The sequence below is a fragment of the Sphingobium agrisoli genome (genome assembly GCF_041877245.1).
GTDB lineage: Bacteria > Pseudomonadota > Alphaproteobacteria > Sphingomonadales > Sphingomonadaceae > Sphingobium.
The window spans coordinates 32,601-47,126 of record NZ_JBHDJI010000009.1 but is presented as its reverse complement, the minus strand read 5'-3'; the positions used below and the strand labels follow the sequence as shown (position 1 = coordinate 47,126).

The window sequence follows — 14,526 nt, the reverse complement described above, 5'->3', positions numbered from 1 at the left end:
GATGGCGTCAGGCATGCGTCCAGCGCAGACCGAGTGCCTCGATCCCGTACACCATGCCCGCATAAGGTCGAGCCGGGACCCCGGCATCCAAACGGAACTCGGGCAGGCGGGCCAGGCATTGGGTGATGACAACGCGCATCTCGATCCGCGCCAGATGCGACCCCAGGCACCGATGCACGCCGGTTCCGAAGGTGAGCGTCGGGGTCTGGCGGTCAAGCTGGAAGGTGGACGGTTCGTCAAAGACGGCGGCGTCCAGGTTCCCGGCCGGCAGCAGCAGGATGATCCGCTCGCCGGCCTTGATGGTGCACCCGCGCAGCGTGGTATCGCGCGTGGCATAGCGGCTGAGGGTCGAAGGGGCGTAGAGTCGCAGAAACTCCTCCACCGCCATCGGCACCTGCTCCGGCTCGGCGCGAAGCCGCCGCTGCAGTTCCAGATCCTCCGCGAGATGCTTGATCGAGAAGGTCATCGCATTGACCACGGTGTCCAGCCCGGCATTCGCCAGCAGCAGCAGATAGCCCCGCAATTCCTCGAAATCCGGCGCCCGCCCATCGATCTCGGAACGGATGATGATGCCCAGCATGTCATCCTGCGGCGTATCAAGATGGTGCCGGATGATCGGATCGAACAGTTCAAGCTGCTCATCGAACAGCGCGGCACGCGCCGCCGGGTCACTGGTCCGCAACGCGGCGATCACCAGCTTGCGGACCGGCGCCATCAGCGACAGCGGGATGCCCAGCATGTTCATGAAAACGGTAACCGGCAGCGGTTCGGCTACCGCGGACACGAATTCACATTCGCCGGCCGGCACCACCGCGTCGATCAGATCAGCGGCCAGTTGCTCGATCAGCGGCAGCAGCGCGCCGACCACCTTGGGCGAGAAGGCGGTGAGCAACACCTTGCGATAGAAAGCGTGCTCGGGCGGATTGGCATGGATCGGCAGCAGCTTGTGCTGGAACCCGCCGCTGAAAAAACGCTCCGAATCCTGCATGATCTCGTGGATCACGTCATGCCCGCGCGCGATCCAGTTCCCGCTGCGCGGACTGTAGAACAGTTCGGGCGCCTCATACTGAAGCCGCCCGACGCCGCGATGGGGATCCCCCTTCAATCTGGGGTCGTACTCGATGTCGAAATCAAAAAGGGCGGACGGGGGCACATGGGCCGGGGGCACGCGGAGGTCCAGCACAGTCCTTCATCCTCTTCCTGGTTTTCTGTGTATTGGGGCGCCCGACGGATACCGGGCGCCCCAAGTCGCAAGAGTGTATGGAGCCGGTGGCGCCGCGCTCAGGCGGCCTGATAGACGATCGGCGTTGCGCGCAGGTCGTCATGCCGGGTCGCGAAATAGCTTTCCGGGACCATGGTAAATTCATCGATGCCATAGTTGAGCAGCATGCTGATCCGCGGCTTGCTGCCGACGTTCATGCCGCTGCCGTGCAGCAGGTGGGTGTGGTGCGCCGACGCCCAGCCCGCCGGCAGGACGGAATCCAGCTCGGTCCAGACCTGGCCCTCCGGCACAACGATGTCTTCCTTCTGACGATCGGTATCATGCTCGAAGAAACCGTTGTCGTACAGCGCGTCCCAACGGTGCGAGCCAGGGACGAAACGCAGCGGCCCGAGTTCCACCGGCACGTCATCCAGCGCAACCCACACATTGACGCTGCGGCCATTTATGATCTTTTCGAAATAGCGGCGATCCTGGTGCCAGCCCACAACGGTCTTGGTCGACGACCCCGGATATTTGGCCATGACCATGAAATTGAACACCTTCAGGCGCTTGGCCCCGGTCACCTCGGCAGCCCACTCCGCCATGCGCGAGCTGCTCATGATCTCGTGCAGGACATTGTCCGCGTCCTGCGGCATCTGCGATTCGATATAGGGCGGATGCTTGGCGGTATCCACGCCGCCGGTGTTGGTGCGCGGCGCGATGCCGGTTTCGTAGATGCCGTTCAGCACCCGCCACGCATGCTCGCGCGCATCGCGCACCTGGGTTTCGGTCAGCAGCGGTCCCGGGGAAATCTGGAAACCGTCGCGCTGGTAGTTGTAACGCTTCGAATTTTCCGTTGCCTGAGCCACGACCTGTTCGTGGGCCTGATCGACTTCAGAGACTGCAGAGCTCATTGTTTCGCCTTTCGCAATTATGGCTTCGGCCTGGTGCGTATCGGTGGTATGGACTTTTCTGACGAAACTGTCAAATGAATCGAATGAGGCGTCGATCCGGTACTTGAGCGGGGTCGATTCCAAGCCCCGGCCAGACGCCCGAGTGCCTACCGGACGCGCGGATTAGTACAAGGAAGAAAGGGCCTTAGTGAAGCGAGAGGATGCCATCGGGCAATTATGCCTGGAGCCCCTGCCGGTGCTCGACGTGCCGGTCGCCGAAGCCGTGGACATGGCGGCGGCGGCGGGCTTTTCCAGCATGAGCCTGTGGGTCAATTCCCCCACGCCGCAATTCGTTGCCCCATGCCGTGTCGAACGCGCGGACGCTGCCGCCCTGGTCCGGCGGATGCGCGATGCGGGGGTGCGCGCCCGCAATCTTGAGGTATTCCGGGTCGGCCCGGGCACCGACGTTGCACAATATGAAGCGGCCGTCGCGCTGGGTGCCGAACTGGGTGCCACCACCGCAACGGCGATCGCCAAGGACGGTAGCGAGGGCACGGCCGAGTCGCTGGTACAGCTAACAGGGCTGGCGGCGGCGCACGGCATCCGGGTCAATGTGGAGTTCCTGTCGTACCGTGGCCCCTGCACCTTGCCGCAGGCGATAGAGCTGGTCGGCCGCACCGGCGATGCCGGCACCGGCGTGCTCCTGGATATTCTGCATCTGGTGCGTTCGGGCGGCTCGGTCGAGCAGGTGCGGGCGATGGACCCAGGCCTGATCGGCCACGTCCAGCTCTGCGACGGCCCGCTGGCCGTTCCCGCGGCCGGGCTGGAGCATGAAAGCGCGTCGGACCGGATGCTGCCGGGCACCGGCGACTTTCCCCTGGACGCCCTGATCGATGCCCTGCCTGTCCTTCCCCTGGGCCTCGAGATCCCGCGCATGTCGACGGCCTTCACCGGACTGACGCCGGCAGAGCGGGTCTCCACCCTGCTGGCGGCCTCGGTCGATTTTCTGCGCGCAGATTGCGCGACCCGCATTTCCTGAAAGGCAAACATACATGTTGAAAGCACTTGGCGACACCGGAATGGCGATTGGCCCCCTGGTGGTTGGCGGCAATGTCTTCGGCTGGACCATCGACGAGCAGCGCAGTTTCGAGGTGCTGGACGCCTTCTTTGCCGGCGGCGCGACGATGATCGACACGGCTGACGCTTATTATGCCTATGCCCCCGGCAACGTCGGCGGCGAGTCGGAAACGATCATCGGCCGCTGGATGAAATCACGCGGCAATCGTGACGAGGTGCAGATTGCGACCAAGGTCGGCCTGCTGGAGATCAACGGCGAAAAGGGGCTGCGGCCCCACACCATCGAGGCGGGGATAGAGGCTTCGCTGCGACGCCTCGATACCGACTATATCGACGTTTATTTCGCGCACCAGGACGATGAGAGCGTGCCGCAGGAAGACGTGGTGCGGGCGTTCGACCGGCTGGTGCAGGCCGGCAAGGTACGGCTGCTCGGCGCGTCAAACTTCCGCCAAGACCGGCTCGCATCGTCGCTCGACATCAGCGACCGGCTCGGACTGGCCGGCTACACGGTTTATCAGCCACAGCTCAACCTGATGGCGGTGAACGCGTTCCCGCCCAAGTACCGCGCGTTCTGCGCCGAACGCGGCATGGGCGTGATGACCTTTTTCGCGCTGGCCAGCGGTTTTCTGACCGGCAAATACCGCAAGCCGGCAGATATCGAGAACAGCAGCCGCCGTTCGGCGCTCAGCCGCTATTTCAATGCCCGCGGCGAAGCGGTACTGGCGGCGCTGGACAGCGTTGCGGCGCAGACCGGCGCCACGCCCGCCCAGATCGCGCTGGCCTGGATCATCGCCACGCCAGGCGTGACGGGACCGATCGTGAGCGCGACGAGCGTCGAGCAGGTCGAGGACTTGCTGCCGGCAATCGCCCTGAAGCTGGACGGGGAGCAGATGGCGCTGCTGGACGCGGCGGCCAGCACCCCGGCCTAGCCGGGTTCCGCGACCCGCCTCGGCCGTGCGGCCGTGGGCTAAATGACGGCGCCATGGTAGAAGGCGCGCAATAGCAACTGGTTGGCCACGTCCGGCACAAGACGGCGCCGCCGAAGATCAAGATCAATGGAGGACGTAATGGAAACTTATGACCTGATAATCCGCGGCGGAACTGTGGTCGACGGCACGGGCGCGGCCGCCCGGGTCGCGGATATCGCCGTGCGCAATGGCGTGATCGTCGCGGTCGGTCAGGCGGATGGAACGGCCGAGTCGGAAATCGACGCCACCGGCCTGACCGTCACCCCCGGCTTCATCGACCTGCACACCCATTATGACGGCCAGGCGATCTGGTCGTCGCGGCTCAATCCCTCCTCCTCGCATGGCGTCACCACCGTGGTGATGGGCAATTGCGGCGTCGGCTTCGCGCCCTGCCGTCCCGAGGACCGCCCCCTGCTGTGCATCACGATGGAAGGGGTCGAGGACATTCCGGGCGTGGTGATGAAGGAAGGCCTGACCTGGGAATGGGAAACCTTCCCGGAGTTTCTGAATGCGGTCGAGGCGCGCGCGCGCGACATCGACGTGGGTGTGCTGGTCCCGCATTCCGCTGTCCGCGTCTACACGATGGGCAAGCGCGGCGCCGACCGCGTGCCCGCCGATGCCGATGACCTGAAGGCGATGCACGATGTGATCAGCGAAGGCGTGCGCGCCGGCGCCCTGGGTTTTGGTTCGACCCGTACCGCGTTCGACCGCCGTGCCGACGGGGAGCATGTTCCCAGTTTCGACGTGGATGCCGAAGAACTGGCGAATGCTGCCCGCGCGGTGCGCGACGCCGGCGGCGGGGTGATGCAGATACTGCCGGACCTGGGCACCTTTGGTTCGTCGGCGGAATCCTGCTTCTCGCTGATGAAGATTATGAGCGAGGCCTCCGGTCTGCCGGTCACCTACACGATGTCGCAGGTGAAGGAGCATCCCGATCACTGGCGGGAGTTGCTGCGCCTGACCCAGGAGCACAACAAGGCAGGGGGCGGCCTGGTCCATCCGCAGTTCTTCCCGCGTCCTGTGGGGATGCTGGCCGGGCTGGAACTGACCAGCAATCCCTTCGTCTATTGCCCGTCCTACCAGGCCATCGCGCATCTGCCCCTGGCCGAGCGCGTGGCCGAAATGCGTCGGCCGGAGGTGCGCGCCCGGATCGTGAACGAGGAGCCGGGCGATACCCTGCTGCCGATGACCGCGATGACCCGGCAGTGGCAGAACATGTACCGTCTGGGCGATCCGCCCTGCTATGAGCCCGACCCGGAAACCAGCGTTGCGGCGATGTCCCGTCGCGAAGGCCGGCCGCCGGAAGAAATCGCTTATGATCTGCTGCTGGAGAACGACGGGCACGCGCTGCTGCTGGTTGCGATCGCCAATTACGCCTACGGCTCGCTCGACTATCTGATGGAGATGATGCGCGATCCGAACTGCGTGATCGGTCTTGGCGACGGCGGGGCGCATTATGGCCTGATCTGCGATTCCAGCTATCCCACTTTCGTCCTGACCCATTGGGTGCGCGACCGGCAGGGTGAGCGGCTGACCCTGGAAGAGGCGGTCAAGGCGCTGACCTCCGCACCCGCCAATGTGATGGGGCTGGGCGACCGCGGCATCCTGGCGCCGGGATACAAGGCCGATATCAACATCCTCGACCATGCGGCCATGACGCTCCACGCGCCGCGGATCGTCGATGACCTGCCGGGCGGCGGGCGTCGGCTGGACCAGAGTGCCGTCGGCTATCGCTGGACGATCGTGTCGGGTGAAGTCATCGTACAGGACGACCAGCCGACCGGCGCCTATCCGGGCCGCCTGATCCGCGGCCGCCAGACAGCCGCGGCCGTGCCGGCCATGGCCTGAACGCCTGGCCGGCGCCATTCGCGCGCCATAGCCAACAGACCTAGGGGCCGGTCCTGATCCACAGCGATCAGGACCGGCCCCAGACATCCGTTTCTAGTGCGTTGCCCCGGCTTCCCACCGTTCCGCCCAACCATCGGCTAGAACATGGTCGAGCAGGCCCTCGGCCAGATAGGCCGGATAGCGATCCGGGGACCGGGGTAGCGCCACCTGGCCTTCATAGCCGATCCTTTCGCGCACCCGCGGGTCCAGGAAATAGATCCCGGCAATCGCGGTCAGCAGGGCTTCGCGCCCCGCCGGATCACGGTCGGCGAGCGCCTGAACAAAGGCGGCTGGATCGGACACCGGCACCGCCAGCAAGCGGCGGAGTTCTGCCGCCAAATCCGGCCGCACGCCGAAGAGGCGGGACAGCGCCGCCGCATCGATCATCGCCCCGGCCGCCGGCAAATGATCCACCGCCGGGATCAGCGCATCCGCCACCTGCGCCAGCCGTGCCTGCTGCTCCGCGCCCAACCCCGGATCGGGCTGCTCCGGCGGTTCCGCCCGCGCCTGTACGACCGGCGCCGGAGCGGGTTTCGGTGCATGGGTCATCGTTGGTGTGGGCAGGGCGGCGCGGTGGCGGATCAGATGATCGGCCGCGCGGAGCGCCAGCGCACAGATCGTGCTGGTGGGATTGACCGCCCCGGCTGTGACGAACACGCTGCCATCAATGATCCCCAGATTGGGGATGTCGTGCGCCATGCACCACGGGTCCACCACGGAACCGTCAGGATCGTCGCCCATGCACGCGGTGCCAAGCAGGTGGGCGCCGACCGGTGCCGGGCTGCTTGCCTCGATCGCATACGCACCGGCGTCACGCAGGATTTGCGTGGCCTGGGCGACATTGTGGTCCAGCGCGCGGCGTGCGCTGTCGCTGGTGCGATACACGATCCGCGCGGCCGGAATGCCGTCGTCATCGGTCAGGGAGGGGTGGAGTTCGACCCGGTTGCCCTCGTCCGGCAGGTCCTCGGCCAGGATAACCCATTTCAGCCGGTGCCCGAACTGTGCATCGAACCGGGCATGAAACTGCTCCGGCGGCACCCCGGCGGCAAACAGCCGCATCGCCTCGGCCAGCGGGCCGCCACCGGCCGGATGCAGTGACCACTTGGCCCCACCGTCATAGCCGCGACCCGGCACGTGGGGCGTGAACTCCAGGCACTGGAGCGTCGAGCCGTTGCGGCCCTGCCAACTGTGGAGCTGCTCGGGGAACAGGCCGTGGACGAAGGCGCAAGGGTGCATCATCAGCCGCTTGCCGACCAGCCCGGACCGGTTGGCGAGGCCATCGGGAAAACGATCGCAGGCCGATGCCAGCAGGAGCCGCGGCGTGCCGATGCCGTTACCGGCGACCAGCACGACCGCGGCCGACTGGTGATGCACCGCCCCGGCGCGGTCGATCCATTCCGCCCCGCTGGCCAGCCCCTGCCGGTCGACCGTGATGCGTCGCACCCGCGCGCCGGTGACCAGCCGGCCGCTCTGCGCGACAAAGGGTCGCCAGTGGGTCAGGTCGATGGAGGATTTGGCGCCTTCGTTGCACCCGCTCGAACAGGTCCCGCGCTGCACGCAGGGATGGCGCCCGTCATAAGCGGACGAGAGGATGGCATTGGTTTCGGGCCACCAGTGCCAACCGCGCGCGGCGAGTGCCCGCGCGATCTCGACTGCCTTGCCCTCGATCGGCAGCGGCGGCAGCGGAAAGTCCTCGTGCGGCGGATAGGCCGGATGGCCGCCCAGACCCGACACGCCCACGCTGCGGTCGGTGGCATCGTACCACGGCGCCAGATCCTCGTAACGGATCGGCCAGTCGTCGGCGATGCCGAAGCGGCTACGCAGTTCGAAGTTGGAACGGATCAGCCGGTTCCACACGCCGTTGAACAGGATGGTCGATCCGCCCACCCCGTTGAAGTTGAGGATGTGCATATCCGAGTCGGAGAAGTCGATCGGATAGTCGGCCCGGCTCCGGCGAATATCAGGGCGTGTCGCCCACTGCCGGGCGGCGGTCAGTTCCCAATCCCATTCGCTGCCGCGATAGCGATCGGGTGCCTGCCATTCGCCCTGTTCCAGCGCCACCACTTTCAGGCCGGCCTCAGCCAGCCGGCGCGCGGCAATGCCACCCGCCGCCCCGGCGCCCACGATCAATACATCAGCATGCGTCATTGCGTCTGCGCCTCTCCACCGAGACCCGTTTCTAGAGCGATTTGGCCGCTGTCGGGGCTGAGCGTAATTTGACATTTCTGTCAGGAAAATACTATCCTCCGGCATCGATAACAATCGGGTGGCGGTTCAGGCAGCCTCGCCCGGACCGGAGAGGGAAGGCGCGCATGGCCAGCCGCACCGGAGGACACATGATCCTCGGCACGATCGTTTACACCGGCGGACAGCATCAGGCGACGTGGCGGCATCCCGATGCCCAGCCGGATTCGGGGCTGGACTTCCAGTTCTACAAGAGGATCGCGCAGACCTCTGAACGCGGCAAGTTCGACTTCATGTTCAGCGCGGACCAGCTTTGCGTGCGTGACCTGCCGCGCAACATGATGTGCCGCACCGCCTTCACCACTTTCCAGTTCGATCCCCTGACCATGCTCTCGGCGCTGTCGGCGGTTACCGAGAGGCTCGGCTTCATCATCACCATGTCATCGACCTACTACCCGCCCTATCACATCGCCCGCCATGTCGCGGGCCTGGACCTGATCAGCGGCGGCCGGGCGGGCTGGAATCTCGTTACCTCGGGCCTGCGCGCGGAGGCGCTGAACCACGGGCTGGAAAGCGCACCCAACCACGACTCTCGCTACGAAGTCGCACATGAAACCGCCGATGTCGTCCGCGGCTACTGGAAGACGACCGAGCCGGGCATGTGCGTGGGCGACAAGCAGAGCGGCATATTGTTCGACGAGACCAAGATTCATCGCTTCCAATATGACGGCAGGTTCCACAAGGCCGATGGCATATTGTCCGTCCCCCCGTCGCGCCAAGGCCGCCCGATCATCGTGCAGGCAGGCGCCTCCGGGCCGGGCCGCGACCTGGCCGCGCAGATCGCCGACGTGACATTTTCGATCTCACCCGATCTGGCAACAGCCAAGGCCTTCCGTACCGACATCCGCAACCGTGCCGCGGCCGCAGGGCGCGATCCCGATTCGATCAAGTCTCTGCACAATTTCGTGCCGGTGATCGGCGAGACAGTCGAAGCCGCTCAGGCCAAGTTGGCGGAGCTTGACGCGCTGGTCGACATGGATTTCGCGCTGGCCCACCTCGAAGCCTCGCTGGGCGGGGTGGACCTGACCCCCTATCCGCTGGACGGGCCATTGCCGGAGGACGTGCCGGTGACCAACGCGTCGCGCACCCTGTTCGAACAGGTGCGCTCGGCAGCGGCAAAGGAGGGGCTGACCATCCGGCAGCTCGCGGTCAAGCTGGTGCGTGGGCTGACCAGCGTGATCGCAGCCGGGCCGCCCGAGCTGATCGCCGACGTGATGGAAGAATGGTATCGCGAAGGGGCTGCGGACGGCTTCCTGGTGTCGTGCAACCTCCTGCCGCAGGAGTTGGACGATTTCGTCGACAAGGTGGTACCGATCCTGCAGGCGCGCGGCCTGTTCCGCACCGAGTACGAGGCAGATACTCTGCGCGGCCACCTGGGGCTGCCGGTGCCGGGCGGCGTTTGCTGACGTACCCCGCCTGCCGCAATCCGGCCTGAACGGAACCGGCACCCGTCACAACAAAGGGGCCCCCGACTGGCGGAGGCCCCTCTGATTGCACCCGGTTGAACCGGGCTTGGTATAGTTACGCGGAGGCGAACATCTGCATGATATCGCCCGAGGTGACGCGGCGGGTCGCATCCATGCTGTCGGTCTTGAGACCGCCCAGGTTCGCGCGCGGCGAAACGTCAACGTCCTTGCCCAGTTCGCGCAGGTGGGCGACCGTGCAGTTTTCGCGACCACCCAGCACCGTATAGGGATCGTAATTATACTCGCGCATCACGTTCTGGTGAGAGATCTTGTCAATGATCTCACGATCCAGATGCTTGATGGATGCCCAGAGATACTCGGGGCAATTCGGCCACAGAGTATCCGAGTGGGGATAATCCACCTCATAGGTGACCATGTCAGGATTCATGTATTCGAGGCTATTGAGGCCGAACTTGTCATCCACGAAGCAGGTGATGATCTGGCGCTTGAAGATATCCGACGGGCGCAGCTCATCGAAATTGCAGAACGTCCACTCGCGATGGTGCTCATAGGTATAATCGGCCCGCTCGAGCAGGTAGGGAATCCAGCCGATTCCGCCCTCCGACAATGCCATGCGCAGATCGGGATAGCGCCGCATGAAGTCGGCGAACAGCCAGTCGGCCGCCGCGTTGGAGATCGAGATCGGCATCGTCGTGATCCACGCATCGATCGGGGATTCGGCGGAGGCATGCTCGGCCGCGCCACCGGTGCCTATGTGGCAGTTGATGACCATCTTGTGCTCGACGCAGGCCTTCCAGAACGGCTCCCAATATTCGTTATGGATGCTGGGCAGCGTCCCCACGCGCGCCGGATTGTCGGGGAAGCTGACGGCGTGCACGCCCTTCCCGGCCCAACGCTTCATTTCCGCAAGCGTCGCGTCCATGTCCCACAGCGGCAGGATGATCATCGGAATGAACCGGCCCGGCCCTTCGGCGCACCATTCCAGCACATGCCAGTCATTCCATGCCCGCACAGCGCGCAGGGCCTTGTCATGATGACCGGCCATGCCGGCCTTGACGAACTGGTTGCCGGCAAATGAGGGGAATGTCGGGAAGTTCAGCGAACCGCAAATGCCGTTGACATTCATGTCGGCGATACGCGCCTTCGCATTGTAGCAGCCCTCGCGCATCTGGTTGAAACGGTCAGGCTCCATGCCATATTCGGACCGTGGGCGGCCGGCGACGGCATTCAGCCCGATCGTCGGAAAAATCGTGTCGTTCCACAGCCAGACATCCTTGCCTTTGTGCTCGATCACACGCGGCGCTTCATCCTGGTGGATGCCGGTATAATGTTTGAAGAACGCATCTGTCGGTTCAACCGCGTGGTCGTCCACGCTGACGATCACCATATCTTCCATTTTCATGGCCTGATCTCTCCTGCTCTGCGGCCTCGCGTCCGCGGTTGTGTCCCTGCCAGTCGGCCGCACCCCCGAATCGAAATGGACGGGCGGATTTTTCTGACACATCGTCAATAACCCGGCGAAGCCCCCATGGCAAGGGTTTTGCAGGCACGGAAGCGCGCCCCGCGGAGCGTCAGGTGCGCGGGCGTTCAGGCAGACTTGCGCTGGATGGCGACGGGCCGGGGTCTTTGGTCAGGCCAGGTCAGGTCGGTGCGGAACTGAACTCAGAACTGCCGTTCGGGAATGTTGACCACCAGGCCGTCCATCTCCGGCCCTATCGTAATCTGGCAGGACAGGCGGCTGAACTCGGTCGGATCGACCGCCAGTTCCAGCATGGACCGTTCATTGTCGGTGGCGGGCGGTACCAGCCCGGCCGAGTCACCGTGGATGTAGACGTGGCAAGTCGCACAGCTCAGGAACCCGCCGCAATCGGCCAGGATGCCCGGCACGCCATGATCATTGGCGGCACGCATCAGGCTCTGCCCCTCGCTCGCGTCGACAATATGCTCGCGGCCGCCGTGCTCGATAAAACGGATGGTGGTCAACTGCGCCTCTCCTGCTCTCATCCGCGCGCAACCGGCCAGGCAGGCGCTACGATGTGTCCTGGACATCGGATTGCGCGTCCTGACAAAATCGTCAAGTAGTGTCGGCAGGATGGGCGCCGCACCCTTGCCCGATCCATCGGCGCATGACATGTCTCGCTGGACTCATGTCCAATTGCCGGCCGCAGAATGCCCGCGTGCAACGGAGAAGATGACGATGGTGAGAAGCCTGCCAGCCATTACCGACGATAACCGCGCCTTCTGGACCGGGGGGGAACAGGGCGTCCTGCTGATCCACCGCTGCCAGGCCTGCCGCGGCTACGTCCATCCGCCGGTGCCGTTCTGCCCCGCCTGCGAAGGTCGCGATGTCGTGCCGGAGGCGGTTTCCGGCTATGGTCGCGTCGCCACTTATTCGGTCAATTACCGGCAATGGCAGCCGGACATGCCGGTGCCCTATGTGCTCGCCCTGGTCGAACTGGACGAGGACCCCACCATTCGCATCCCGACCAATATCGTCGGGATTGATCCGGAACAGGTGACAATCGACATGCCGGTGCAAGTGACCTTCGAACAGGCACAGGACCTGTTCGTGCCGCTGTTCCGCCCGGTGGAAGGAGCGCAATCGTGACCCGGTTCGGCGAGAAGGAGACCGCGATCACCGGCATCGGCCTTTCGGAGATTTCGCGCGGGTCGCGGAAGTCGGCGCTGGCGCTGACGATCGACGCCTGCATGGAGGCCATTGCGGACGCGGGGCTCAAACGCTCGGACATCGACGGGGTTGCCTCCTACCCCGGCAGCGACAACAATGCCTCCGGCATATCCCCGGTCGGTGTACCCCAGTTGATGGACGCGCTGCGGCTCAACGTGAACTGGTATTCGGGTGGAGGCGAAGTGCCGGGCCAACTGGGCGCGGTGTTCAATGCCATCGGCGCGATCGCCGCCGGTTATTGCCGGCATGTGCTGGTATTCCGCACGGTTTACGAAGCCAGCGCACGCAAGCTGTCGCGCCAGGCGAATGCGCTGTTGCAGGGCGACCGGGTCCACAGCCAGTTCGGCATTTTCGCGCCTTATGGCGCGACCACGGCCACCGTGCAGCAGGCGCTGTATTTCCAGCGTTTCGTTCACGACTATGGGCTGAAGCCGGAGACCACCGGGCGCATCGCGGTCAATAATCGGCGCAACGCCTCGCTCAACCCGGCGGCGGTCTATCGACAGCCGTTCACACTGGAAGACTATCTCGGATCGGAAATGCTCGCGACGCCGGTGCGGCTGTTCGATTGCGATGTGCCGTGCGACGGATCGTGCGCCATCATCATCTCGCGGCACGATGCGGCGCGCGACGGGCCCAATCCAGTGCTGCGGATAGAAGCGGTCGGCTGCGCCCAGAAGGTGCGCAATTCGTGGGACCAGATCGAAGGCGAGGCGCTGGGCCGTCAGGCCGCTATCTCGGCCGCGGCAATGATGTGGGAGCGGACCGACCTGAAGCCCGCGGATGTCGATGTCGCCCAGTTCTACGATGGATTAACGTTCCACACCGCCACGTGGATGTCCGCCACGGGCTTCTGCCGGCCGGGCGAGGAGAATGATTTCGTCGGCGACGGCAGCCGCATCGCACTGGAGGGCGAACTGCCGATCAACACCGGCGGGGGACAGCTTTCGGCGGGTCGGATGCACGCCTATGGCCAGTTGCACGAGGGCGCCACCCAGCTATGGCGCCGTGGCGGAGCGCGGCAAGTGAACCGGGACCTCAAGGTCAGCATCAATACGACCGCCGGCGGACCGCTGGCGGGATGCATGATGCTGGTGCGCGACTAGGCGTCCCCGGCGGTCATGTCCAACAGGAGACAGGCAGCAGTGACCACGGAAACGATGCGCAGCGTCAGGGCGACGGAGCTGGGTCCGCCCGAGAATTATGCGATGGTCGAAAGCCCCCTGCCCCGCCCCGGTCCGGGCGAGGTACTGGTCCGCCTGCGCGCGGTGAGCCTGGGCTATGCCGATGTGCTGGTCGCGGCGGGGGGATATCAGGTTACGCCCGACGTGCCCTTCGTCCCCGGATCGGAAGGCAGTGGTACGGTTGTGGCCGCCGGCGCCGGGGTGACGAACGTCGCGCCCGGCGACAACGTTTCGGTCACCCGGTTCAGCGGGGTGCTGGCCGATCATGTGCTGGCCCGGGCCACGGAACTGACCCCCATTCCGGCCGGTATGAGCTTCGAGGAGGCGGCCAGCTATCGCGCGAACTATGCCACGGCCCTCTACGGGCTGAAGGACCGGGGCAGCCTGAAGCCGGGCGAGACGGTGCTGGTGCTGGGCGCGGCCGGCGGGGTCGGCATGGCGGCGGTGCAACTCGCCAAGCGGCTCGGCGCGCGAGTGATCGCAGGCGCGTCAACCGACCGCAAACGCGCCTTCGCCCTCGACCATGGTGCCGACCTGGCACTGGACTACAGCGTGCCGAACTGGCGCGAGTCGCTGAAGGCCATGACCGAGGGCAAAGGCATTGACATGGTCTTCGACCCGGTCGGCGGCGACCTGTTCGAACCGGCCTTCCGCAGCTTGGCCTGGGGTGGGCGCCACCTGGTCATCGGCTTCGTCGGGGGGCCGATCCCCCGCCTGCCCGCCAACCTGCCCCTGCTCAAGGGCGCGGCGCTGGTAGGGGTTGACGTTCGCCAGTTTACGCTGAAAGAACCGGAGCGTGAGCAGGCCAATCGGACCCTGATTGCCCGTTGGTGCGCAGAAGGCCTGCGCCCTCCGGTCGGCACAACATTTGATTTCGGCGACTTCCGCGCCGCCATGGCTGCCGCTGCGCAGGGCACCTCGCTGGGCAAGGTTGTGGTAAGAATTGGCTGACGATC

At 65.2% G+C, this 14,526-nt stretch carries 12 protein-coding genes; 7 read left to right on the top strand and 5 right to left on the bottom strand.

Going from position 1 to position 14,526, the window contains the following annotated elements; all coding sequences use genetic code 11:
- Positions 1-7: 7 nt before the first annotated feature.
- Entirely contained in the window at positions 8-1,183 is a 1,176-nt protein-coding gene (locus tag ACETPF_RS14885; protein ID WP_373935331.1) for a cytochrome P450, read from the bottom strand.
- A gap of 98 nt (positions 1,184-1,281) precedes the next feature.
- Entirely contained in the window at positions 1,282-2,238 is a 957-nt protein-coding gene (locus tag ACETPF_RS14880; protein WP_373935330.1) for a phytanoyl-CoA dioxygenase family protein, read from the bottom strand.
- A gap of 64 nt (positions 2,239-2,302) precedes the next feature.
- On the opposite strand from ACETPF_RS14880, the gene ACETPF_RS14875 reads away from it, so the two are divergent.
- The 3 genes from ACETPF_RS14875 to ACETPF_RS14865 all read left to right on the top strand — a co-directional run bounded on the left by ACETPF_RS14875 (position 2,303) and on the right by ACETPF_RS14865 (position 5,987).
- On the top strand, positions 2,303-3,133 hold the full coding sequence (locus ACETPF_RS14875) for a sugar phosphate isomerase/epimerase family protein (protein WP_373935329.1): 831 nt from the start codon (positions 2,303-2,305) through the stop codon (positions 3,131-3,133).
- 13 nt (positions 3,134-3,146) lie between these two features.
- Entirely contained in the window at positions 3,147-4,100 is a 954-nt protein-coding gene (locus tag ACETPF_RS14870) for an aldo/keto reductase (RefSeq protein WP_373935328.1), read from the top strand.
- 138 nt (positions 4,101-4,238) lie between these two features.
- Entirely contained in the window at positions 4,239-5,987 is a 1,749-nt protein-coding gene (locus ACETPF_RS14865) for an N-acyl-D-amino-acid deacylase family protein (protein WP_373935327.1), read from the top strand.
- Positions 5,988-6,080: 93 nt separating this feature from the next.
- Here ACETPF_RS14865 and ACETPF_RS14860 read toward each other — a convergent pair whose 3' ends face one another.
- On the bottom strand, positions 6,081-8,174 hold the full coding sequence (locus ACETPF_RS14860) for a GMC oxidoreductase (RefSeq protein ID WP_373935326.1): 2,094 nt from the start codon (positions 8,172-8,174) through the stop codon (positions 6,081-6,083).
- A 164-nt stretch (positions 8,175-8,338) separates the two neighbouring features.
- Between ACETPF_RS14860 and ACETPF_RS14855 the strand changes: the two genes are divergently transcribed.
- Positions 8,339-9,676, top strand: coding sequence for an LLM class flavin-dependent oxidoreductase (locus ACETPF_RS14855; protein WP_373935325.1), 1,338 nt, complete (start codon positions 8,339-8,341; stop codon positions 9,674-9,676).
- 115 nt (positions 9,677-9,791) lie between these two features.
- Here the strand turns inward: ACETPF_RS14855 and ACETPF_RS14850 are convergent, their stop codons facing one another.
- Entirely contained in the window at positions 9,792-11,084 is a 1,293-nt protein-coding gene (locus ACETPF_RS14850; RefSeq protein WP_373935324.1) for an amidohydrolase family protein, read from the bottom strand.
- Positions 11,085-11,359: 275 nt separating this feature from the next.
- On the bottom strand, positions 11,360-11,680 hold the full coding sequence (locus ACETPF_RS14845) for a 2Fe-2S iron-sulfur cluster-binding protein (RefSeq protein WP_373935323.1): 321 nt from the start codon (positions 11,678-11,680) through the stop codon (positions 11,360-11,362).
- Positions 11,681-11,888: 208 nt separating this feature from the next.
- Here ACETPF_RS14845 and ACETPF_RS14840 point away from each other — a divergent pair, with 208 nt between their 5' ends.
- From ACETPF_RS14840 to ACETPF_RS14830, 3 genes are read left to right on the top strand one after another with little or no spacing between them, the layout of a single operon-like run.
- Complete coding sequence (locus ACETPF_RS14840) at positions 11,889-12,305, top strand: Zn-ribbon domain-containing OB-fold protein (RefSeq protein WP_373935322.1); 417 nt, start codon at positions 11,889-11,891, stop codon at positions 12,303-12,305.
- On the top strand, positions 12,302-13,492 hold the full coding sequence (locus ACETPF_RS14835; protein ID WP_373935321.1) for a thiolase family protein: 1,191 nt from the start codon (positions 12,302-12,304) through the stop codon (positions 13,490-13,492). The genes ACETPF_RS14840 and ACETPF_RS14835 overlap by 4 nt, the downstream gene beginning before the upstream one ends.
- A gap of 39 nt (positions 13,493-13,531) precedes the next feature.
- Positions 13,532-14,521 (top strand): NADPH:quinone oxidoreductase family protein, encoded by a 990-nt coding sequence (locus tag ACETPF_RS14830; protein WP_373935320.1) that lies wholly within the window; start codon positions 13,532-13,534, stop codon positions 14,519-14,521.
- The last annotated feature ends 5 nt before the right edge of the window (positions 14,522-14,526 follow it).

Excerpts from the sequence above, each read along its gene's own strand:
- ACETPF_RS14860 (WP_373935326.1), bottom strand. The coding sequence starts at position 8,174 with ATGACGCATGCTGATGTATTGATCGTGGGCGCCGGGGCGGCGGGTGGC.
- ACETPF_RS14850 (WP_373935324.1), bottom strand. The coding sequence starts at position 11,084 with ATGGTGATCGTCAGCGTGGACGACCACGCGGTTGAACCGACAGATGCG.
- ACETPF_RS14865 (WP_373935327.1), top strand. The coding sequence starts at position 4,239 with ATGGAAACTTATGACCTGATAATCCGCGGCGGAACTGTGGTCGACGGC.
- ACETPF_RS14840 (WP_373935322.1), top strand. The coding sequence starts at position 11,889 with ATGACGATGGTGAGAAGCCTGCCAGCCATTACCGACGATAACCGCGCC.
- ACETPF_RS14855 (WP_373935325.1), top strand. The coding sequence starts at position 8,339 with ATGGCCAGCCGCACCGGAGGACACATGATCCTCGGCACGATCGTTTAC.
- ACETPF_RS14870 (WP_373935328.1), top strand. The coding sequence starts at position 3,147 with ATGTTGAAAGCACTTGGCGACACCGGAATGGCGATTGGCCCCCTGGTG.